General features: G+C 70.3%; 17 protein-coding genes and 1 pseudogene. 12 read left to right on the top strand and 6 right to left on the bottom strand.

Features of this window, described 5'->3' with window-relative positions:
• Nucleotides 1–188 precede the first annotated feature (188 nt).
• Nucleotides 189–1,682 carry a sensor histidine kinase gene (locus tag HNO83_RS06540; RefSeq protein WP_175336690.1) on the top strand — a complete coding sequence of 498 codons (1,494 nt, stop codon included), beginning with the start codon at nucleotides 189–191 and terminating at the stop codon, nucleotides 1,680–1,682.
• A 186-nt stretch (nucleotides 1,683–1,868) separates the two neighbouring features.
• Here the strand turns inward: HNO83_RS06540 and HNO83_RS06535 are convergent, their stop codons facing one another.
• Nucleotides 1,869–2,117: a WhiB family transcriptional regulator gene (locus HNO83_RS06535; protein WP_018190103.1), complete on the bottom strand. Its 249-nt coding sequence runs from the start codon at nucleotides 2,115–2,117 to the stop codon at nucleotides 1,869–1,871.
• A 225-nt stretch (nucleotides 2,118–2,342) separates the two neighbouring features.
• Between HNO83_RS06535 and HNO83_RS06530 the strand changes: the two genes are divergently transcribed.
• The 7 genes from HNO83_RS06530 (at nucleotide 2,343) to HNO83_RS06500 (ending at nucleotide 8,637) form a co-directional block, all read left to right on the top strand.
• Nucleotides 2,343–2,759, top strand: a complete 417-nt coding sequence (locus tag HNO83_RS06530) for a hypothetical protein (RefSeq protein WP_349627094.1) — start codon at nucleotides 2,343–2,345, stop codon at nucleotides 2,757–2,759.
• Nucleotides 2,760–2,794: 35 nt separating this feature from the next.
• Nucleotides 2,795–3,568: a DUF1684 domain-containing protein gene (locus HNO83_RS06525; RefSeq protein WP_175336689.1), complete on the top strand. Its 774-nt coding sequence runs from the start codon at nucleotides 2,795–2,797 to the stop codon at nucleotides 3,566–3,568.
• 59 nt (nucleotides 3,569–3,627) lie between these two features.
• Nucleotides 3,628–5,127 carry an ABC transporter substrate-binding protein gene (locus HNO83_RS06520; protein ID WP_249776524.1) on the top strand — a complete coding sequence of 500 codons (1,500 nt, stop codon included), beginning with the start codon at nucleotides 3,628–3,630 and terminating at the stop codon, nucleotides 5,125–5,127.
• A gap of 75 nt (nucleotides 5,128–5,202) precedes the next feature.
• Nucleotides 5,203–6,165, top strand: a complete 963-nt coding sequence (locus HNO83_RS06515; protein ID WP_175336688.1) for an ABC transporter permease — start codon at nucleotides 5,203–5,205, stop codon at nucleotides 6,163–6,165.
• Nucleotides 6,162–7,043, top strand: coding sequence for an ABC transporter permease (locus HNO83_RS06510; RefSeq protein WP_175336687.1), 882 nt, complete (start codon nucleotides 6,162–6,164; stop codon nucleotides 7,041–7,043). The genes HNO83_RS06515 and HNO83_RS06510 overlap by 4 nt, the downstream gene beginning before the upstream one ends.
• Nucleotides 7,040–7,876 carry an ATP-binding cassette domain-containing protein gene (locus HNO83_RS06505; protein ID WP_175336686.1) on the top strand — a complete coding sequence of 279 codons (837 nt, stop codon included), beginning with the start codon at nucleotides 7,040–7,042 and terminating at the stop codon, nucleotides 7,874–7,876. Before HNO83_RS06510 ends, HNO83_RS06505 begins: the two co-directional genes overlap by 4 nt.
• Entirely contained in the window at nucleotides 7,873–8,637 is a 765-nt protein-coding gene (locus tag HNO83_RS06500; RefSeq protein ID WP_175336685.1) for an ABC transporter ATP-binding protein, read from the top strand. The genes HNO83_RS06505 and HNO83_RS06500 overlap by 4 nt, the downstream gene beginning before the upstream one ends.
• 73 nt (nucleotides 8,638–8,710) lie before the next feature.
• Here HNO83_RS06500 and bcp read toward each other — a convergent pair whose 3' ends face one another.
• The 3 genes from bcp to aroA are packed head-to-tail and all read right to left on the bottom strand — an operon-like array spanning nucleotide 8,711 to nucleotide 11,646.
• Nucleotides 8,711–9,187, bottom strand: a complete 477-nt coding sequence (gene bcp, locus HNO83_RS06495; RefSeq protein ID WP_175336684.1) for a thioredoxin-dependent thiol peroxidase — start codon at nucleotides 9,185–9,187, stop codon at nucleotides 8,711–8,713.
• 44 nt (nucleotides 9,188–9,231) lie between these two features.
• The gene (gene rsgA, locus HNO83_RS06490; protein ID WP_175336683.1) at nucleotides 9,232–10,284 is read right to left on the bottom strand and encodes a ribosome small subunit-dependent GTPase A; all 1,053 of its coding nucleotides are present in this window, start codon (nucleotides 10,282–10,284) and stop codon (nucleotides 9,232–9,234) included.
• On the bottom strand, nucleotides 10,285–11,646 hold the full coding sequence (aroA, locus tag HNO83_RS06485) for a 3-phosphoshikimate 1-carboxyvinyltransferase (protein ID WP_175336682.1): 1,362 nt from the start codon (nucleotides 11,644–11,646) through the stop codon (nucleotides 10,285–10,287).
• A 160-nt stretch (nucleotides 11,647–11,806) separates the two neighbouring features.
• On the opposite strand from aroA, the gene HNO83_RS06480 reads away from it, so the two are divergent.
• Nucleotides 11,807–12,418, top strand: coding sequence for a sigma-70 family RNA polymerase sigma factor (locus HNO83_RS06480; protein WP_175336681.1), 612 nt, complete (start codon nucleotides 11,807–11,809; stop codon nucleotides 12,416–12,418).
• A complete protein-coding gene (locus HNO83_RS06475; RefSeq protein ID WP_175336723.1) occupies nucleotides 12,415–12,660 on the top strand; it encodes a zf-HC2 domain-containing protein in 246 nt (81 codons plus the stop codon). Before HNO83_RS06480 ends, HNO83_RS06475 begins: the two co-directional genes overlap by 4 nt.
• A gap of 123 nt (nucleotides 12,661–12,783) precedes the next feature.
• Here HNO83_RS06475 and HNO83_RS06470 read toward each other — a convergent pair.
• Nucleotides 12,784–13,515: pseudogene (locus tag HNO83_RS06470) on the bottom strand (VOC family protein); the annotation flags it as partial.
• 103 nt (nucleotides 13,516–13,618) lie between these two features.
• Here HNO83_RS06470 and HNO83_RS06465 point away from each other — a divergent pair.
• On the top strand, nucleotides 13,619–14,524 hold the full coding sequence (locus HNO83_RS06465; RefSeq protein WP_175336680.1) for a formylglycine-generating enzyme family protein: 906 nt from the start codon (nucleotides 13,619–13,621) through the stop codon (nucleotides 14,522–14,524).
• A gap of 57 nt (nucleotides 14,525–14,581) precedes the next feature.
• Here the strand turns inward: HNO83_RS06465 and HNO83_RS06460 are convergent, their stop codons facing one another.
• On the bottom strand, nucleotides 14,582–18,418 hold the full coding sequence (locus HNO83_RS06460) for a multifunctional oxoglutarate decarboxylase/oxoglutarate dehydrogenase thiamine pyrophosphate-binding subunit/dihydrolipoyllysine-residue succinyltransferase subunit (RefSeq protein WP_175336679.1): 3,837 nt from the start codon (nucleotides 18,416–18,418) through the stop codon (nucleotides 14,582–14,584).
• A 134-nt stretch (nucleotides 18,419–18,552) separates the two neighbouring features.
• Here HNO83_RS06460 and guaB1 point away from each other — a divergent pair, with 134 nt between their 5' ends.
• Nucleotides 18,553–19,992, top strand: a complete 1,440-nt coding sequence (guaB1, locus tag HNO83_RS06455; protein ID WP_175336678.1) for a GMP reductase — start codon at nucleotides 18,553–18,555, stop codon at nucleotides 19,990–19,992.
• The last annotated feature ends 28 nt before the right edge of the window (nucleotides 19,993–20,020 follow it).

Below are 20,020 nucleotides of genomic sequence, written 5' to 3'. Positions count from 1 at the left end.
GGGCGGGTGCGGGGGCCAGGTGGTGCATGTTCTTTCCTTACGTGGTGCGTGTCGGTCGATCGATGTTGCTCGACCGCGTGGTATCGCGAGATCACAGCCAAGCAGGGCGGCCGACGGAAGGTCCAGGGCACGAACGCGTTGTGGATAACTCGCGTCATCGAGCGCCGGGTCGCGCTTAGGATGGTCACGTGTCGACGCTCAGTGATCTCGTCCAGGCCCACGGCCGCTCCTCGGAGGCCGATGTCGAGTGGCTGCACGGGCTGGTGGGCGACTGGCAGCTGCTGGCCGACCTCGCGTTCGCCGACATCGTGCTCTGGGTCCCGACGGTCGACGACGACTTCGTCGCGGTCGCCCACGCGCGCCCGTCCTCGGCGGCGACGCTGTTCTACCGCGACTTCGTCGGGCAGCGCATCAAGCCGGAGTGGCGGCAGCAGGTGACGGACGCCTACCGGTCGAAGCAGATCATCGACACCTCCGCTCCCGACTGGTACGAGGAGACGCCGACGCGCGTGCGCGCGGTCCCCGTCATCCGGCGCCTGTCCGTCCACTCGCCCGAGACGGCCGACGAGCCCGTCGCGGTCATCACCCGCCACACGAACCTCAGTGAGGCGCGCACCCCCAGCCGCCAGGAGCTCACGTTCAACGAGTGCGCGAACGACCTGTTCAACATGATCGCGACCGGAGACTTCCCCGATCTCGGCGCGCCCGCGGCTCCCCGGCGTGGCGCCCCGCGCGCGGCCGACGGACTGATCCGCCTCGACGTCGACGGCGTCACCACCTTCGCGAGCCCCAATGCCCTCAGCGCCTTCAACCGGATGGGCTTCACCGGCGAGCTGGAGGGCGAATCGCTCGCGAACGTGACGACCGGCCTCCTCGCCGGCACCATCACTGTGGACGAGTCCCTGCCGCTGGTCGTCACGGGTCGCGCCCCCTGGCGCACCGACATCGAGGCCCGGGGCGTCACGGTGTCGCTGCGTGCCATCCCGATCCGCAACCGGGGCGAGCGCGTCGGGGCGATCGTGCTCTGCCGCGATGTCTCCGAGCAGCGCCACCAGGAGCGCGAGCTCATCACGAAGGATGCGACGATCCGCGAGATCCACCACCGGGTGAAGAACAACCTGCAGACCGTGGCCTCGCTGCTGCGCATCCAGGCCAGGCGCACGCACTCCGAGGAGGCTCGGGAGGCGCTCAGCCAGGCCATGCGGCGCGTGGCGGCCATCGCGGTCGTCCACGACACGCTGTCGACCGGTCTCGCCCAGATCGTGGACTTCGACGACGTCTTCGACCGCGTCCTGCTGCTCGTCGCGGAGGTCGCGGCGAGCCACACGACGACGGTGCACCCGAAGAAGTCGGGCACATTCGGCCAGCTGCCGTCCGAGTACGCCACACCCCTCGCGCTCGCCTTGACCGAGCTGGTCACGAACGCGGTCGAGCACGGTCTCGCCGGTCGCGAGGGCGAAGTCGAGATCGTCGCGCGCCGCTCGGACGAATCGCTGACGGTCAAGGTCGTGGACAACGGCTCCGGCCTGCCGGAGGGGAAGGTCGGCAGCGGGCTCGGCACGCAGATCGTCCGCACGCTCATCCAGGGTGAGCTCGGTGGTGCGATCGACTGGCACACGATGATGGGACAGGGCACCGAGGTGACCATCGAGGTCCCGCTGCGCTACCTCACCAAGATCTGATCGGCGAGGTGCTCGCTGTTGCTACCCGCGACAGCGTGTCGCCGACAACGACGAGCACCTCGGCGGTTGGTCTCGGCGGGAACGAAGAAGCCGAGGGGCGCTCGGGTGCTAGGTGTGTGAGCGCCGCCTCGGCTATGTCGTGGTCGCTGGACCCGGGTCCGCGCCGACGGTGGTGAAGCGGGTGGGTCAGGAGGCCCGGCGGGCGCGGGCGGCGCGACGCTTGAGGGCGCGACGCTCGTCCTCGGAGAGGCCGCCCCAGACGCCCGAGTCCTGGCCGGTCTCGAGGGCGTACTGCAGGCAGATCTCGGTGACGGTGCAGCGGGCGCAGACAGCCTTCGCCTTGTCGATCTGGTCGACCGCAGGGCCGGTGTTGCCGACCGGGAAGAACAGCTCGGGGTCTGCGGTGAGGCAGGCGGCTTTGTCGCGCCAATCCATGAAGATGTGCTCCTTGTTTACTGGGTTTCCTGACCTGAGAGGGCCATAGAATGCAGGTAAGCAGCCGGGTTGCAGGGTGCATAGATCCGTGGGGAATCAGACCTGCCCACGACCCTGTGAGCGTTAACTCGACCGCTGAATATGCTCCCATAGTGGTTATCCCGAATCAATAGTTTTGTATGGGATAACGCTGAGAACACGAGCCAGAAACGTCAGGATGCTATAGTGCCCGACCCTCAGAGCGCCCCTCCGCGCCCCGCCCTCCTCCTCGTTCTGACCGTCATCGTGGTCCTCGAGGCGGCTCTCGTCACGGGTCTGGCGCTGTGGCTGATCTACGAACTTCTGACGCAGCGGCCGGAGTCGTATCCGTCCGCCGTCGCGCTGACCGTCCTCGTCGTGCTGGCTGCCGCGTGGGTCATCGCCACGGTCGTCGGGCTGCTGCGCCGCCGCAGCTGGGCTCGGGCGTCGGCTCTCACCATCCAGATCCTCCAGCTGGCCGTGGCCGTCGGCTGCTTCCAGGGGCTGTTCGCGCGCCCGGACCTCGGCTGGGCTCTCCTGGCCCCTGCCGTCGTGGCCGCTGTGCTGGCCGTTTCCCGTCCCGTCGTGCGCGCGACCGCGCGCAACACGGAGCAACACGAATAGGGCGGATCGGGAAGAAGTCGGAGACTCGGATGGTTATGTCCGACATCGTGACCGATCTCCCCACCCTCACCGCATCCGCATCCGCATCCGCATCCGCTGAGACCATCGAGCGCGCCCGGGAAGGATGGGACGCCTGGCGTGCCTCCCGTCTCGCCGGCGTCACCGCGGCCACCGGCAACCTCGCGCTGATCGAGACCCGCTGGCTGCAGCCGGGCGACGAGACCACGCCGGAGCAGGCGCTCGCGGGCCACCCGGAGACGGTGATCGCGACCGAGCTGACCCGCCTGAACCTGGAGACGGGCGAGCCTGAGCGCGGCATCCGGCTCTGGGATGCCCAGTCGCCCGCCCTCCGCGATTTCGAGACCATCGATGTCTTCCCTTTCGACCCCAGCTGGGTCGTGGAGGCCACCTTCACGCCGGTCGCCGACGACCGCACCATCCCATTCGAGCACATCCGGGACAACGGCCTCACCCGCGACCTGGTCGTCCCGGGGGACATCGCCTTCGAGCGCGACGGCGTCGAGTACACGCTGAGCGCCTTCGATGACGACGGGACGCTGCTCCTCGTCTTCGGCGACCCGAGCAACGGCGCCGACGGCGAAGACAGGACGTACGCGTCCGGCCGCTTCCTGTTCGTGCAGCGCGGAGACGACGACCGTGTGGTCCTCGACTTCAACCGCGCGTTCGTGCCACCGTGCGGCTTCTCGGACCAGTACAACTGTCCGCTGCCGCCGCGCAACAACCGCTTCCCCGTCGCGGTCACCGCAGGCGAGAAGCGCGTACGGTTCGCCGGCGGCGCCCAGCACTGAGCGGAGCCCGTGCACCCGGGCCCGCCGCATCCATCCCCCCACAGCACTGGAGAACCACGTTGAGAAAGACTTCCCTGCTCGCCACGCTCGCGATCGGCCTGGCCTCGGCCCTGACGCTCGCCGGCTGCGCGGGTGCGTCGTCGTCGTCCGCGGGCGGCACCGACGCGTCCATCGCCATCGGCTCGCTCTATGAGCCCGTCAACCTCGACAACACGGCCGGCGGCGGCCAGGGCGTCACCGAGGCGCTGAACGGCAACGTCTACGAGGGCCTGTTCAAGCTGGCCGACGACGGCAAGGTCGAGCCGCTGCTCGCGACGAAGTACACGACCAGCGAGGACGGCCTGACGTACACGTTCACGCTGCGCGACGGAGTGAAGTTCCACTCCGGGAAGGCGCTGACCAGCGCCGACGTGAAGCGCAGCATCGAGCGGGTGACCGCGAAGGACTCGCAGTCGGCGCGCAAGTCGCAGCTGGCCGTCATCAAGAGCATCGACACCCCCGACGACAAGACCGTCACGATCACGCTGTCGTCGCGGTCCATCTCGCTGCCGTACAACCTGAGCTACGTCTGGATCTACGGCCCCGGGAAGACGAACTACAAGACCGCCGAGGACGGCACCGGCCCCTACACCCTGGGCACCTGGAAGCGCGGGAGCTCGCTGAGCCTCGAGCGCTGGAACGGCTACTGGGGCGACAAGGCCAAGAACAAGGAAGTGGAGTTCGACTACTTCACCGACGCCTCCGCCCTGTCGAACGCGCTGCAGACCAAGCAGGTCGACATCGTGACGAGCATCCAGAGCCCCGACGCGCTGAGCACGTTCGAGGGCAACAAGGACTACACCATCTCCAACGGCAAGTCGACGACCAAGGAGCTGCTGGCCTTCAACGACAAGGTCGCGCCGTTCGACAACGTCGAGGTCCGCAAGGCGGTCTACTCGGCGATCGACACGAAGAAGCTGCTCAACTCGATCTGGGGTGACTACGGCACGCTGATCGGGTCGATGGTGCCGCCGAGCGACCCCTGGTACGAGGACCTCACCAAGGTGAACCCGTACGACGTGAACCTGGCGAAGAAGGAGCTGGCCGAAGCCGGTTTCGCGAACGGCTTCAGCTTCACCCTCGACACCCCGACCTACGACCCGCACCCGGCGGTGGCGGAGTTCCTGAAGAGCGAGCTGGCGAAGGTCGGCGTGACGGTGAACATCAACTCCATCTCGGCCGACGAGTGGTACACCAAGGTGTTCAAGAACCACGACTTCACCGCGACCCTGCAGGAGCACGTCAACGACCGCGACGTGGTCTGGTACGGCAACCCCGACTTCTACTGGGGCTACGACAACCCGCAGGTGACCGCGTGGGTGAACGAGGCGGAGCAGGCCAAGACGACGGCCGAGCAGACCGCGAAGCTGAAGCAGGTCAACGAGCAGATCGCGAAGGATGCGGCCAGCGCCTGGCTGTACCTGTACCCGCAGATCGTCGTCTCGGACAGCTCGGTGACCGGCTACCCGGTGAACGGTCTGAACTCGCAGTTCTTCGTCTACGACATCGTGAAGAAGTAACGCCCCGCACGAGTTGTCCACAGATGCTCGGGGAGCCGCGGACGCGGTTTCCCGAGCATCTACGCTGAGAAGACCATGGCCCTCTACCTCCTCCGTCGCACCGCGTTCCTCGTGGTGTCGCTGCTGCTGGCCATGGTCGTGCTGTTCTTCCTGCTGCGCGTCCTCCCGGGCGACCCGTCCAATGCGCTGCTCTCGGTCGGGGCGACGAAGGAGCAGATCGCGGCGGCGCAGCGCCAGGTGGGCAGCGACCAGCCGCTGCTGCAGCAGTTCGTCACCTGGTTCGGCAGCCTGCTCACCTTCGATCTGGGGCAGTCGTTCATCAGCTCCCTCCCGGTCGGGCCCGAGATCGCTGCCCGGCTGTCCGTGACTGTGCCGTTGACGCTGCTCTCGTTCGTCCTCGCGCTGGTCCTCGCGCTCCCCATCGGCTTCGTCGCGGCGTGGAAGGCCGACCGGTGGTACGGCGTCGTGCTGTCCGTCTTCTCGCAGCTCGGCATCGCGGTCCCGGTGTTCTGGGTGGGCATCCTGCTGGTCGATGTGTTCGCCATCACCCTTGGCTGGTTCCCGTCCGGCGGGTTCCCGCGCGACGACTGGGCCGACCCGAATGCGGCGCTCACCTCGCTCGCCCTTCCGGTCGTGACCATCGCGATCGTGATGAGCGCCTCCATCGCCCGCTACGTCCGCAGTGCGACGCTGGATGTGATGGGCAGCGAGTACCTGCGCAACGCCCGCGCGCTCGGCTCCGGCTTCGGGCGTGCGATGCGGCGGCACGGACTCCGCAACGGGGCCGTGCCGGTGATCTCAGTGCTCGGCATCGAGCTGGCGACGACCTTCCTCGGCGCGGTGGTGGTCGAGAGCGTCTTCACGCTGCCGGGCCTCGGCAGCATGCTGCTCAAGGCGATCGAGCAGCACGACTACCCGAACATCCAGGGCATCCTGTTCGTCTCCACGCTGCTCGTGTTGATCGTCGGCTTCCTCGCCGACATCGCCCAGCGCATCGTCGACCCGCGGCTGCGGCGCAGCATCTCGGGGAACGTATGAGCGCCATCGTGGAGCAGGCGACGGAGTCCGCGTCGCCCGAGCCGGCCGGGCGGCCGCGGAGGCGCGTCCGCCGTTCGGTGTCCTTGGGGCTCGGGCTGACGCTGGTGGGCCTGGTCGTGATCGTGGCCGCCGTCTCCTTCGTCTGGCTGCCCTATGCGCAGGGCGACACCTCCGGCACGCGGCTGGAGCAGCCGAGCGCGGCGCACTGGCTCGGCACCGACCGCTTCGGCCGCGACCTGCTCACGCAGCTGATGATCGGCGCGCGCATCGCACTCGCCGTCGGCCTCGGGTCTGTGGTCATCGGCGCCCTGGTGGGCGTGACGCTCGGCCTGCTCGCGGCGTTCGCCACCAAGTGGCTCGACGACACCCTGTCGGCCGTCCTCGACATCCTGATCGCTTTTCCGACGCTGCTGCTCGCCATGCTGATCGTGGCGGCGCAGGGCGCGTCGCTCGGCACGGCCATCGTCGCGATCGGGCTCGCCATGTCGGCGGTCGTCGCGCGGCTCACCCGTGTGCTCGCGAAGCGGGTGCTCGCGCAGCAGTTCGTGACCGCGGCGCGCACCTCCGGCACGTCGTGGCCGGGCATCGTCGGCCGGCACATCCTGCCCAACATCTGGCCGACGCTCAGCGTCAACCTCGCGCTGCAGTTCGGCGTCGCGGTGCTGGCGGAGGCGAGCCTGTCGTACCTGGGGCTCGGCGCTCCGCCGCCGAATGCGTCGTGGGGCCGGCTGCTCCAGGAGGCGCAGGGCACGGTGTCCACGGCCCCCGTCGGCGCGATCGCGCCCGGGGTCGCCCTGGTGGTGCTCGTGGTCGGTGTGAACCTGGTCGCCGACGGTCTGCGGGATGTCGCTGACCCGACACGGAGGAGGTCGCGATGAGCGCCGAGGTCATCGGCGACGACGCCGCCGTGCGCGCCGGGGCACCGATCCTCGAGGTCGAGGGGCTGTCGGTGGCGACCCGCGACGGGTCCACCCTGGTCCGCGACGTCTCGTTCTCCCTGGCTCCGGGGGAGCGGCTGAGCCTGATCGGGGAATCCGGGTCGGGCAAGTCCCTCACGTCGTTCGCGCTCACCGGGCTGCTGCCGGAGGGGCTGTCCTCCTCGGGCAGCGTGGTGCTCGACGGCGTGCAGGTCGTCGGCGCGCGCGAGCGCGACCTGGTACCGCTGCGCGGCCGGGTCGCCTCCACGGTCTTCCAGGAGCCGATGACCGCGCTCGACCCGCTGATGCGACTCGGCCGGCAGGTCGCCGAGCCGCTCCGTCGCCATCTCGGGCTGCGCGGCGATGCGCTCCGCTCGGCGGTGCGGGAGGCGCTGGCCGAGGTCGGGCTTCCGGAACCGGAACGTATCGCGCGCGCGTACTCGTGGGAGATCTCCGGCGGTCAGCGGCAGCGCGTGGCGATCGCCGCGGCGCTGGCGTGCCGCCCGCGGCTCCTGATCGCCGACGAGCCGACCACGGCGCTCGACGTGACCGTGCAGGCCGAGGTGCTCGCTCTGATCGAGCGGCTCGTCGCCGAGCGCGGCATGGCGCTGCTCTTCGTCAGCCACGACCTCGCCGTGGTGTCCCGGATGGCACAGCGGGCCCTCGTGCTGCGCGACGGCCGTGTGATCGAGGAGGGGCCGGTGCAGAGGCTCCTCCGCGCGCCTCAGGCGCCGTACACGGCCGAACTGGTGCGCAGCGCCCGCGAACTCGACGCCGCTCTGGAGGTGCGATGACGGCCATCCTCGAGCTGCAGCGGGCAGGCCTGCGCTACCGCCGCGCCCCCACGCCGGCCCTCGACGACGTCTCCTTCGCCGTCGAGGAGGGCCGAAGTCTCGGCATCGTCGGCGAGTCGGGCGCGGGCAAGACGACCGCCCTCTCGCTCCTGCTCGGGCTCGCCCGCCCGACCAGCGGCGCGGTGCTGTTCGACGGCCGGCCGCTCGACGCACGCGACCGGGAACGGATGCGCGCGTTCCGCCGGAGCGTGCAGCCGGTCTTCCAGGATCCGTACTCGTCGCTCGACCCGCGGCAGAGCGTCGGCCGCATCGTGGGCGAGCCGCTGACCTCCCTCGGGCTTGCGCGCAGGGTGGACGCCACGGGCCGGGTCTCGGCGGCGCTGGAGGCGGTGGCCCTGCCCGCGGACGCCGCAGGGCGCTATCCGCACGAGTTCTCCGGCGGTCAGCGGCAGCGCATCGCGATCGCCCGCGCGATCGTGTCCCGGCCGCGGGTGCTGCTCGCGGACGAGCCGGTGAGCGCGCTCGACGTGACGACCCGCATCCAGATCATCGAGCTCCTCGGGGAGCTCGCCCGCAGCGAGGGCATGACCGTGGTCATGGTGTCGCACGACCTCAGCGTGGTCGGGTCGCTGTGCGCCGACACCGTCGTGCTGCGCGCGGGCCGGGTGGTCGAGCACGGCCCGACGACCGAGGTGCTCGGCTCGCCGCGGGACACCTACACGCGACGCCTGCTGGCATCGGTCCCGCGGCTCCCCGCCTGACCCCGCGAGATTCGTGCCGAATGCACGCTATCGCGCGGCGAAAGCGCACATTCGGCACGAATCGGTGCGGCGGCTACGCGTCGATGCCGAGCTTCTTGCGCAGCGACGCGACGTGGCCGGTGGCCTTCACGTTGTAGAGCGGCAGGCGCAGGGAGCCGTCCGGGTCGACCACGAACGTCGAGCGGATCACGCCCTCGACCGTCTTGCCGTAGAGCTTCTTCTCGCCGTACGCGCCGTACGCCTTGTGCACGGCCAGGTCCTCATCCGAGAGCAGCGGGAAGTTGAGGCCCTCCTGCTCCTGGAACTCCTTGTTCTTCGCGGGCGCGTCCTTCGAGATCCCGATCACCTGGTAGCCCGCCGACTTCAGCGAGTTGAGGTTGTCGCGGAAGTCGCACGCCTCCTTGGTGCAGCCCGGCGTCATCGCCGCCGGGTAGAAGTACACGATCACGTTCTCGCCGGCGAAGTCGCCGAGCGAGACCGAGTCGCCGTCCTGGTCGGTCAGGCTGAACGCGGGAGCCTGCTCGCCCGCCTCGAGTCGCACATCCGTCATGCGTCCATTCTCGCAGGGAACGGCACCCACCGGTGGGCCGGCCGTCAGCGCGCGAAGGGCGCCAGCAGCCGCTGCAGCGAGTCGAGCCTGGCACGTCCGGCCTCGCCGAGCCGGCCCGCCTCGACCGCCTCGACGATGGCGCAGTCCGGGGCGTCGGGCAGGTGGGTGCAGCCGCGCGGGCAGTCCTCCGCGAGCTGCGCCAGGTCGGTGAAGGCCTTCAGGATGCTGTCGGTGTTCACGTGCCCGAGCCCGAACGACCGCACGCCAGGCGTGTCGATGACCCAGCCATGGTGGCCGGCGCCGTCCTCCACCCGCAGCGACACCGTCGACGACGAGGTGTGGCGGCCGCGGCCGGTCACCTCGTTGACGTGACCGGTGGCGCGCTTCGCGCTCGGCACCAGCGCGTTCACCAGCGTCGACTTGCCCACACCGGAGTGCCCGACCACCACCGTGTCGTGGCCCACCAGGGCGGCGGTGATGGCGTGCAGCGGGATGTCGTCCTGCCGGCTGGTGAAGACCGGCAGGTCGAGCCCGGCGAAGTTCGCCAGGAACGGCTCCGGGTCGGCGAGATCGGTCTTGGTGACGCAGAGCATCGGCTCGATGCCGGCGTCGTAGGCCGCGACCAGGTAGCGGTCGACCAGGCGCGTGCGCGGCTCGGGGTTGGCGGCGGCGACCACGATCAGCATCTGGTCGGCGTTGGCGACGATCACGCGCTCCACCTCGTCGGTGTCGTCGGCGCTCCGGCGCAGCAGGGTGGTGCGCGGCTCGATGCGGACGATGCGGGCCAGGGTGCCCTCCTCGCCCGTGGTGTCGCCCACCACGGCGACGCGGTCGCCGTTGACGATGGGGTTTCTGCGCAGCTCGCTCGCCCGGGCGGCGGTCACCTGGCGTTCGTCGGGGGTGTCCTCGTCCAGCAGCACGGTGTAGCGGCCGCGGTCGACGCCGAGCACTCGCGCGATCCGGGCGTCGGCGTGCTCCGGCCGGGTCTTCGTGCGCGGGCGGTTGCCCTTAGGGTTCGGGCGGCTGCGCACGGTGGACTCGTCGTACAGATCGAGGTCGTCGTCGTCCTCGTCGTCGTCATCCGTCCACCACGACATCTAGCGGGAACCGCCCTGCAGCATCCTGCCCCACAGCTCGGTGAACTGCGGCAGCGTCTTCGCGGTGGTCGCGACGTTCTCGATCTCCACACCCGGCACGACCAGCCCGACGATGGCGCCGGCGGTCGCCATGCGGTGGTCCTCGTAGCTGCGCCACACTCCGCCGTGGAGCGGCTGCGGCTCGATGCGCAGGCCGTCCTCGAGCTCGGTGACGCGCCCGCCGAGGCCGTTGATCTCGGCCGCCAGCGCCGCCAGACGGTCGGTCTCGTGGTGGCGGATGTGGCCGATCCCGGTGATCTCGCTCGGGCCGTCGGCGAGGGCGGCGATCGCGACGAGGGCGGGGGCGAGCTCGCCGCCGGTGCTGAGGTCGAGGGTGACGCCGTTCGGCCGCTCCGGCCCGGTGACCGTCAGGCGGTCGCCGTCGCGGGTCACGGTCGCGCCGAAGAGGGGGAGGAGGTCAGCCAGGTCGGCGCCCACCTGCGTGGTCGACTCCGGCCAGCCGGTGATCGTGACGCTGCCGCCGGTGACCACGGCGGCCGCCAGGAACGGGGCCGCGTTCGACAGGTCGGGCTCGATGTCGACGTCGCGTGCGCCGATGGCGCCGGGGGAGACGATCCAGCGCCCCGTCTCCGGCGACTCGACGGTCACCCCGCGGGCCGCGAGGGCGGCGATCGTCATCTCGATGTGCGGAAGGCTGGGCAGGCGCTCGCCGGAGTGGGTGAGGTCGAGGCCGTTCTCGAAGCGGCTGGCCGAGAGCAGGAGGGCGCTGACGAACTGGCTCGAGCTCGACGCATCCACCTCGACCGCTCCGCCGGCGACGCTTCCGGTGCCGTGCACGGTGAACGGGAGCGAGCCGCGGCCGTCGTCGTTCACGTCGACGCCGAGCGAGCGGAGCGCGCCGATGATCGCGCCCATCGGGCGACCGCGCGCGGAGTCGTCCGCGTCGAACATCGTCGGCCCGAGCGCGAGCCCGGCGATCGGCGGGACGAACCGCATGACCGTGCCCGCCTGCCCGCACTCGATGGTCGTGCTGCCGAGCAGCTCCTCCGCGGGGGTGACCAGGAGGTCGGCACCGAACTCGCCCGCGCCCGCGCGCTCCTCGATGCCGACGCCGAGCGCCCGCAGCGCCTCCACCATGTTGGCGCTGTCGCGGGAGTGCAGCGGGGAGCGCAGCAGCGAAGGGCCGTCGGCGAGAGCGGCGAGCACCAGCTCCCGCGCGGTCAGCGACTTGGAGCCGGGGAGCGACACGATGGCGCGCACCGGACCGGACGCGACGGGCGCCGGCCACAGCGTGTTCGGCTCGTCGGCGCGGTTGTCGCCGTACGGGTCGAAGTCGGGAGCGGAATATTTCGAGATCAGCATTGTTGTCAAGATTATCCGTGTTCGAACGCCCAGGAAGGATCAGCTCGTGGCCGCTACCGCCGTGCTCGACGCTCCCCGCGTCCGTACACGCCGGCCTGCCGGCCGTGCGGTATCCGTCGCCGGGGGCGCAGAACGGGCGCCGGAACTAGACTGGGCGCTGATGAGCACCGAAACCGAGGACGTGGGCAACCTCTTCGAGGAGCAGGCCCTCCCCTTCATGGATCAGCTGTACGCGGCCGCCCTGCGCATGACCAGGAACCCCTCCGACGCGCAGGACCTCGTGCAGGAGACCTTCGTGAAGGCGTACGCCGCCTTCGGCCAGTTCCAGCAGGGCACCAACCTGAAGGCGTGGCTGTACCGCATCCTCACGAACACGTTCATCAACACCTACCGCAAGAAGCAGCGCGAGCCCTACCAGGGGACGATCGACGAGCTCGAGGACTGGCAGCTGGGGGGCGCGGAGTCCATGTCCTCGTCGTCGAGCCGCTCGGCCGAGGCCGAGGCGATCGACCACCTGCCGGACAGCGCCGTCAAGGACGCGCTGCAGGCCATCCCGGAGGACTTCCGGCTGGCCGTGTACCTCGCCGATGTCGAGGGGTTCTCTTACCAGGAGATCGCCGACATCATGAAGACCCCGATCGGCACCGTGATGAGCCGCCTGCACCGCGGCCGTCGCATGCTCCGGGAGCTTCTGACCGACTACGCGCACGAGCGCGGTCTCTCCGCCGTCCAGGGGGACCGGGCCGTGCAGACCACCAGGAGCAAGAAATGACGGACTGCGGCTGCGAGAAGGCGAAGGCCGAACTCGAGGAGTACCTGCGCAACGAGCTGTGCAGCGAGGATGCTGCCGACGTGCGCGAGCACCTGGCGAACTGCGCCGGATGCTCCGACGAGGCTCACCTCAACGTGGTGCTGACCGAGGTGGTGCAGCGGGCGTGCAAGGAGACCGCGCCCGAGACGCTGCGCACCGAGGTGCTGCTGCGCATCCGGTCGTTCCAGGCGACCGTCCACTGAGCCGCGACTCGTGACGAATGCGCGCCATTCGTCACGAAGGGGCGCGATTCGTGACGAATCAGCGGGCGGCCGGCCGCTCTGGGCGGCGCTGCCCGACCCGGCCTCGTGCAGGAAGAACAGGCCGCCGAGTGGATCGGTGACCTGCGCGAAGCGGCCGAACTCGCTGTCCCACGGGTCGCGGACGACCGTTCCGCCGAGGTCGAGGACGCGCTGCGATGCGGCAGCCGCGTCGGCCACCCCGAAGTAGACGACCCAGTGCGAGGGGAGGCCCGGCGGCAGCATCCCATCGGCGTCGAAGACACCGCCCGCCGGCGCCTCCGGGTCGCCGAAGGTGACGTACCGGAAGTCGGCGGTGTCGCCGAGCACGTGGGTGCGCCAGCCGAAGACACTCGTGTAGAAGTCGACCTGCGCCGGGTAGCTGCGGGCGTAGAGCTCGTGCCAGGAGGCCGCGCCCACCTCGGCGACGAGGTCGAAACCCCGGTGGTCCACCGGATCCCACATCCCGACCACGGCGCCGCCCGGGTCGGCGATCACGGCGAGGGTGCCCTCGGTGCCGACGGGTTCGGCCGGGACGAGCACGTGCGCGCCGGCCGCGGTCGCGGTGCGCAGCGACTGCTCCGCATCGTCGACCAGCAGGTAGGTGAGCCAGGCGTCGGCCCCCACATCGCCGAGCCGCGGGCCGAGGCCGGCGACCACTCGGCCGTCGCGCCGGAACGTGACGTACTCGCCGCTGCGCGACTCCTCCGCCGTCCAGCCGAACAGCTCGGAGTAGAAGGCGCGGGCGCGCGGGACATCGGAGGTGAGATAGTCCACCCAGCAGGGCTCGCCGAGGCGGTGGCTCGTGACGACCGTCATGGGCCCAAAGTACGCCGCCGACGTGGGGGCGCACCAGCACCTCCGCGCCGTTCCGGGCCGTTCCGGGCTATTCTCGGCAGGGGCCGATCGCTAGCGTGAGCGCATGGGCGACATGGTGCGCATCCCGGGCGGGCGTTTCCGGATGGGGTCGGCGGAGTTCTACCCCGACGAGCAGCCGGTCCACGAGCGGGAGGTCGCCGGCTTCCTCATCGACCGCCACACGGTCACGAACGCCGACTTCGCGGCGTTCGTGGAGGCGACGGGCTACCTCACCGTCGCCGAGCGGCCGCTCGACGCGGGTCTCTTCCCCGAGCTCCCGGAGGAGGATCTGCGGCCAGGCGCCATGGTGTTCACGGCGACCGCCGGGCCGGTCGACCTCACGGACTGGCGGCAGTGGTGGCGCTGGGAGCCGGGCGCGAGCTGGCGGCATCCCGAAGGCGTCGACTCGGTCATCCACGACCGGATGGACCGCCCGGTGGTGCAGGTCGCGTACGAGGATGCGACGGCGTATGCGGCGTGGGCAGGCAAACGGCTGCCCACGGAGGCGGAGCACGAGTACGCGGCGCGCGGCGGCATCGACGGCGCCCGCTTCGCCTGGGGCGAGGAAGCGTACCCGGGCGGTGAGGCGCAGGCCAACTCGTGGATCGGCCGGTTCCCGTGGGACAACCGCGGTCGCTTCGGTGCGACGCCGGCCCCCGTCGGGTCGTACCCGGCGAACGGGTACGGCCTGTTCGACATGATCGGCAACGTCTGGGAGTGGACGAGCGACTACTACGCGCCGCGGCACACCGTGCCAGGTGCGCACGCGCCGGACCGGGGTGCGCGCGCCGACCTCTTCGCCGCGTCGAGCGCCGAGCCCGGCTCCGCGACGCCGCGCCGGGTGCTGAAGGGCGGCTCCTACCTCTGCAGCCCGGACTACTGCCTGCGCTTCCGCCCGGCGGCGCGCTCGCCCCAAGCGGAGGACACCGCGACGACGCACATCGGGTTCCGCTGCGCGGCGGACGCCTGAGAAGCGCGAGAGCCCCGGGCCCGCGCATGCGGACCGGGGCTCTCGACGACGGCCGACCTACAGCGTCAGCGCGCGCTGGATGAGCACCTGCTGCTCCTGCGCGTGGCGCTTCGCCGACCCGGCGGCGGGCGACGCCGACGGCGGGCGCGACACGACACCGAGCGGGCGCGGCCCCAGCTTCGAGGTCTCCAGGATCATGTACGGCCAGGCGCCCTGGTTCTCAGGCTCGTCCTGCACCCAGACGAGCTCCGCGTTCGGGTAGGAGTCGACCACGGCCTTCAGCTCGGCGGCGGGCAACGGGTAGTACTGCTCCACCCGCACCAGCGCGATCCCCGGGTTGGGGTTCTTCTCCAGCTCGTTGAGGAGGTCGTAGTACAGCTTGCCCGCCATGAGGAGCACGCGCTTCACGGCCGACTTGTCCTCGATCCGGGCGTCGTCGATGACCGGCTCGAAGCGGCCGTTGGTGAAGTCCTCCACGTTGCTCGACGCACCGCGCAGCCGGAGCATCGCCTTCGGGGTGAAGACGATGAGCGGGCGGCGCGGGCGCGCGTACGCCTGGCGGCGCAGCAGGTGGAAGTACGACGCCGGGGTGGACGGACGTGCGACGGTCATGTTGTTCTCGGCGCACATCTGCAGGTATCGCTCGATGCGGGCGCTGGAGTGGTCCGGTCCCTGGCCCTCGTAGCCGTGGGGGAGGAGCAGGACCAGCGACGACCGCTGACCCCACTTCTGCTCGGCCGCGGAGATGAACTCGTCGATGATGATCTGGGCGCCGTCGGCGAAGTCGCCGAACTGGGCCTCCCACAGCACGAGCGCGTCCGGGCGCTCCACCGAGTAGCCGTACTCGAAGCCCATCGCGGCGTACTCGCTGAGCAGCGAGTCGTAGATCCAGAACTTCGCCTGGTTGTCGCTCAGGTTCGCGAGCGGCAGCCACTCCTGGCCGTTGACGCGGTCGTGCAGAACGGCGTGGCGCTGCACGAAGGTGCCGCGCCGGGCGTCCTGACCGGCGAGGCGCACCGGAGTGCCCTCGACGAGCAGGGTGCCGAGCGCGAGCAGCTCGCCGAAGCCCCAGTCGATCGTGCCGTTGCGGCTCATCTCGCGGCGCTTGGTGAGCAGCTGCTGCAGCTTGGGGTGCACGGTGAAGCCCGCGGGCGGGTTGTCGAACGCGTCGCCGATCATGTGGATGACCTGCTCGCTCACCGCGGTGGTGTCCGGCTCGCCGACGTTGTCCTCCTGCGGGGTGGCGTCGAGGTCGCCGGCGTCCTGCGTCGGGATCGGCGTCGAGTGGGTCTGCGCCGCGTGCGTCTCCATGAACGCGCGCTCCAGGCGGTCCTGGAAGTCGCGGTGCGCCTGCTCGTACTCCTCCTCGGTGATGTCGCCGCGGCCGACCAGCGCCTCGGTGTACAGGCGGCGGACGGAGCGCTTCGCCTCGATCAGGCTGTACATCAGCGGCTGGGTCATCGACGGGTCGTCGCCCTCGTTGTGACCGCGGCGGCGGTAGCAGACCAGGTCGATGACGACGTCGCGCTTGAACTCCTGGCGGTACGCGAACGCCAGCTCCGCGACGCGGACCACGGCCTCCGGGTCGTCGCCGTTCACGTGGAAGATCGGCGCCTGGATGGTCTTGGCCACGTCGGTCGAGTAGACCGACGTGCGGCCCTCGCCGGGAGGCGTGGTGAAGCCGACCTGGTTGTTGATGTTGACGTGGATGGTGCCGCCGGTGCGGTAGGCCCGCAGCTGCGACATCTGCATCGTCTCGACGACGACGCCCTGGCCGGCCATGGCCGCGTCGCCGTGGATGAGGATCGGCAGCGTGAGGAACGAGCCGGCGGGACGGCGGTCCTGCTTGGCGCGGACGATGCCCTCGAGCACGCCGTCGACCGCCTCCAGGTGCGACGGGTTCGCCGCGAGGTAGACCGGGATCTCCTCGCCGCCCGCGCCCTTGAAGGTGCCCTCGGTACCGAGGTGGTACTTCACGTCGCCGGAGCCCTGGACCGTCTTCGGGTCCTGAGTGCCCTCGAACTCGCGGAAGATCTGCCCGTACGTCTTGCCGGCGATGTTCGTCAGCACGTTGAGGCGGCCGCGGTGGGCCATGCCGATCGCGACCTCGTCGAGGCCGGACTCCGCCGCGCCCTGGATGATCGCGTCGAGCAGCGGGATGGTCGACTCGCCGCCCTCCAGGCTGAACCGCTTCTGGCCGACGTACTTGGTCTGCAGGAACGTCTCGAACGCCTCGGCCTCGTTGAGCTTGCCGAGGATGCGCAGCTGCTCGTCGTGGGTCGGCTTCTCGTAGGGGCGCTCCAGCTTGTCCTGGAACCACTTGCGCTGGGCCGGGTCCTGGATGTGCATGTACTCGATGCCGACCGTGCGGCAGTACGAGTCGCGCAGCACGCCGAGGATGTCGCGCAGCTTCATCTTGCGCCGGTCGCCGCCGAACTGGCCGGTGACGAACTCGCGGTCGAGATCCCAGAAGGTGAGGCCGTGGCTCTCGATCTCGAGGTCGGGGTGGGTGCGCTGCTTGTACTCGAGCGGGTCGATGTCGGCCATCAGGTGGCCGCGGACGCGGTACGAGTTGATGAGCTCCTGCACGCGGGCGGTCTTGTCGACGGCGCTGGCCAGGTCGACCGAGATGTCCGGGTTCCAGTGGATCGGCATGTACGGGATGCGCAGCTCGGCGAAGATGTCCTCGTAGAAGTTGCGCTTGCCGATCAGCATCTCGTGCACGATCTTCAGGAACTCGCCCGATCCGGCGCCCTGGATGACGCGGTGGTCGTACGTGCTGGTGAGCGTGATGGTCTTGCCGATGGCGAGCCCGGCGAGCGTCTTCTCGCTGGAGCCCTGGAACTCGGCCGGGTACTCGAGCGCACCGGCGCCGATGATGGCGCCCTGGCCCTTCATCAGGCGCGGGACGGAGTGCACCGTCCCGATGCCGCCGGGGTTGGTGAGGGAGATCGTGGTGCCGGCGAAGTCGCCGGCGGTGAGCTTGTTGGCGCGGGCCTTCCCGACCAGCTCCTCGTACGCGGCGAGGTACTCGCCGAAGCGCATGGTGTCGGCGCGCTTGATGCTCGGGACGAGGAGGGCGCGCGTCCCGTCGGGCTTCGGCACGTCGATCGCGATACCGAGGTTGATGTGCGCGGGAGCCACGACGGACGGCTTGCCGTCGACCTCGTCGTAGTAGACGTTCTGGCTCGGGAACTCCTTGAGCGCCTGGATGAGCGCCCAGCCAATGAGGTGCGTGAAGGAGACCTTGCCGCCGCGGGCGCGCTTCAGGTGGTTGTTGATGACGATGCGGTTGTCGATCATCAGCTTCGCCGGGATGGTGCGGACGCTCGTCGCGGTCGGGACCGTGAGCGACGCGTCCATGTTCGTGGCGAGGGTCTTGGACATGCCGCGCAGCGGGGTGACCTTGTCCTCCTCGGCGGCGTCGAGCGTCGCGTTGGGGGCGGTCACCGGCGCGTCGGCCGGGACCGGCTGCGGCTTGGGCGCGACGGACGTGGTGCGCGCGACGGGCTGCTGGCCGATCACCGGGATGGGGGTGGTGACGGGCTTCGGCTCGTTCGGGTGCGGGGCGGGGGCGCCGCCCGCGGGTGCGGCCGGTGTCGTCGGCTCGGACGGTGCGGGGACGGTGGGCTCCGCCGGGCTCGGTGCCGTCGGCTCGGCCGGGGTCGGCGCAGTCGGCTCGGCCGGGGTCGGCGCGGGCGTCTCATCCGGCGACGGGATGGACTGGTCCTTCACCGCCGGGTGGTAGTTCTCCAGGATCGGCCACCACGACTTGTCGACCGAGTTCTTGTCGTGGACGAACTGCTCGTACAGTTCGTCCACCAGCCACTCGTTGGCTCCGAATTCTCCCGAGGACCCGTCTTCGGTCCCCACTCCGGTCAATTGGCTCGACACAGCCGATCGCCCACTCTCTCCGTTGATTTCTCATGACCGAGCGGCTTCGACCGCCCGCTTCCATCCGAGCATCAAGCCTAATCCCTCAGGCGCCCGGGTGCGGGCTCGGAGCTTCGCGGGATAGCGTTATTCCCATGCAGTTCTATGGAACATCGCCGCGCCACGACCTCACCTACTCCGACGTGTTCCTCGTGCCGTCGCGCTCCAACGTCACCAGCCGACTCGACGTGTCCCTCGCGCCGAACGACGGCTCCGGCGCGACCATCCCGATCGTGTCCGCCAACATGAACTCGGTGACCGGGAAGCGGCTGGCCGCGACGCTGGCCCGGCGCGGCGGACTCGGCGTGCTGCCCCAGGACATGCGCCTGCAGGACCTCGACGAGGCGATCCGCTGGGTGAAGGCCCAGCCGGTCGCCTTCGACACCCCGCACGAGGCGCGGCCCGAGGAGACCGTCGCCGACGTGCTCCGCCGCATCCCGGCGGTCGAGGGCCACGGGATCGTCGTGAACGACGCCGGCGGCCGGTACCTCGGCTGCCTCGCCGCCGTCCAGCTCGGCTCCGCCCTGCCTGACGCGCGCGTGGGCGACCTGCTGCACGGTGCGCTCACCTCCCTCGACGCGGAGGACCTCACCGACGGGCGCGCAGCCTTCGAGGTCATGGATGCGGCCGGCCTCGACTTCGCGCCCGTGCTCGAGCATGGGCGCGTCGTGGGAACGCTGTCCAAGCGCAGCGCCCTCCGCTCCACCATCTACACGCCCGCGCTCGACGCGCACGGCCGACTTCGGGTCGCCGCAGCGGTCGGCATCAACGGCGATGTCGCGGGCAAGGCGAAGGCGCTCGCCGCCGCCGGCGTCGACGTTCTGGTGATCGACACGGCGCACGGCGACCAGGACGGCATGATCCGCGCCATCCACACGGTGAAGGGTCTGAACCTCGGCCTCCCGATCGTCGCGGGCAACGTCGTGACGGAGCAGGCTGTGCGCGACTTGGTGTCCGTCGGCGCCGACATCCTCAAGGTGGGCGTCGGACCCGGCGCGATGTGCACGACCCGCATGATGACGGCCGTCGGCCGTCCGCAGTTCTCCGCCGTGCTCGAGACGAGCGCGGCCGCGCGCGAGCTGGGCGCCCACGTCTGGGCCGACGGCGGCGTCCGCTACCCCCGGGATGTGGCGCTCGCGCTCGCCGCGGGCGGGGCGTCGGTGATGATCGGCTCCTGGTTCGCCGGAACCATCGAGGCGCCCGGCACGCTCGACCGCGACGCCAGTGGCGCGCTTTATAAAGAGAGCTGGGGAATGGCGTCCACCAAGGCGGTCAAGGGCCGCTTCGAGCGCCTCGATGCCTACGAGCTCGCCCGCAAGGAGCTCTTCGCCGAGGGCATCTCGAGCTCGCGCATCTACCTCGACCCGCTGCGGCCGTCGGTGGAGGACCTGCTCGACATGATCACGACCGGCGTGCGCAGCTCCTTCACGTACGCCGGCGCCCGCTCGCTGGCGGAGTTCCACGAGCGCGCCCTGGTCGGCATCCAGTCGGCCGCGGGCTACGAGGAGGGCAAGGCGCTCCCCGTCAGCTGGTAGCGGTCGCGCGAGTGCGCCGCCCCGGAAC

The organism is Leifsonia sp. C5G2 (assembly GCF_013359685.1).
Lineage (GTDB): Bacteria > Actinomycetota > Actinomycetes > Actinomycetales > Microbacteriaceae > Leifsonia.
Note: the sequence above shows the minus strand (reverse complement) of the source record. Positions and strands in the feature narration are given on the sequence as shown.

Excerpts from the sequence above, each read along its gene's own strand:
- HNO83_RS06535 (WP_018190103.1), bottom strand. The coding sequence starts at position 2,117 with ATGGATTGGCGCGACAAAGCCGCCTGCCTCACCGCAGACCCCGAGCTG.
- HNO83_RS06500 (WP_175336685.1), top strand. The coding sequence starts at position 7,873 with ATGACGGCCATCCTCGAGCTGCAGCGGGCAGGCCTGCGCTACCGCCGC.
- guaB1 (WP_175336678.1), top strand. The coding sequence starts at position 18,553 with ATGCAGTTCTATGGAACATCGCCGCGCCACGACCTCACCTACTCCGAC.
- aroA (WP_175336682.1), bottom strand. The coding sequence starts at position 11,646 with ATGCTGATCTCGAAATATTCCGCTCCCGACTTCGACCCGTACGGCGAC.
- HNO83_RS06515 (WP_175336688.1), top strand. The coding sequence starts at position 5,203 with ATGGCCCTCTACCTCCTCCGTCGCACCGCGTTCCTCGTGGTGTCGCTG.
- HNO83_RS06505 (WP_175336686.1), top strand. The coding sequence starts at position 7,040 with ATGAGCGCCGAGGTCATCGGCGACGACGCCGCCGTGCGCGCCGGGGCA.
- HNO83_RS06465 (WP_175336680.1), top strand. The coding sequence starts at position 13,619 with ATGGGCGACATGGTGCGCATCCCGGGCGGGCGTTTCCGGATGGGGTCG.
- bcp (WP_175336684.1), bottom strand. The coding sequence starts at position 9,187 with ATGACGGATGTGCGACTCGAGGCGGGCGAGCAGGCTCCCGCGTTCAGC.
- HNO83_RS06510 (WP_175336687.1), top strand. The coding sequence starts at position 6,162 with ATGAGCGCCATCGTGGAGCAGGCGACGGAGTCCGCGTCGCCCGAGCCG.
- HNO83_RS06525 (WP_175336689.1), top strand. The coding sequence starts at position 2,795 with ATGTCCGACATCGTGACCGATCTCCCCACCCTCACCGCATCCGCATCC.
- HNO83_RS06480 (WP_175336681.1), top strand. The coding sequence starts at position 11,807 with ATGAGCACCGAAACCGAGGACGTGGGCAACCTCTTCGAGGAGCAGGCC.
- rsgA (WP_175336683.1), bottom strand. The coding sequence starts at position 10,284 with ATGTCGTGGTGGACGGATGACGACGACGAGGACGACGACGACCTCGAT.
- HNO83_RS06475 (WP_175336723.1), top strand. The coding sequence starts at position 12,415 with ATGACGGACTGCGGCTGCGAGAAGGCGAAGGCCGAACTCGAGGAGTAC.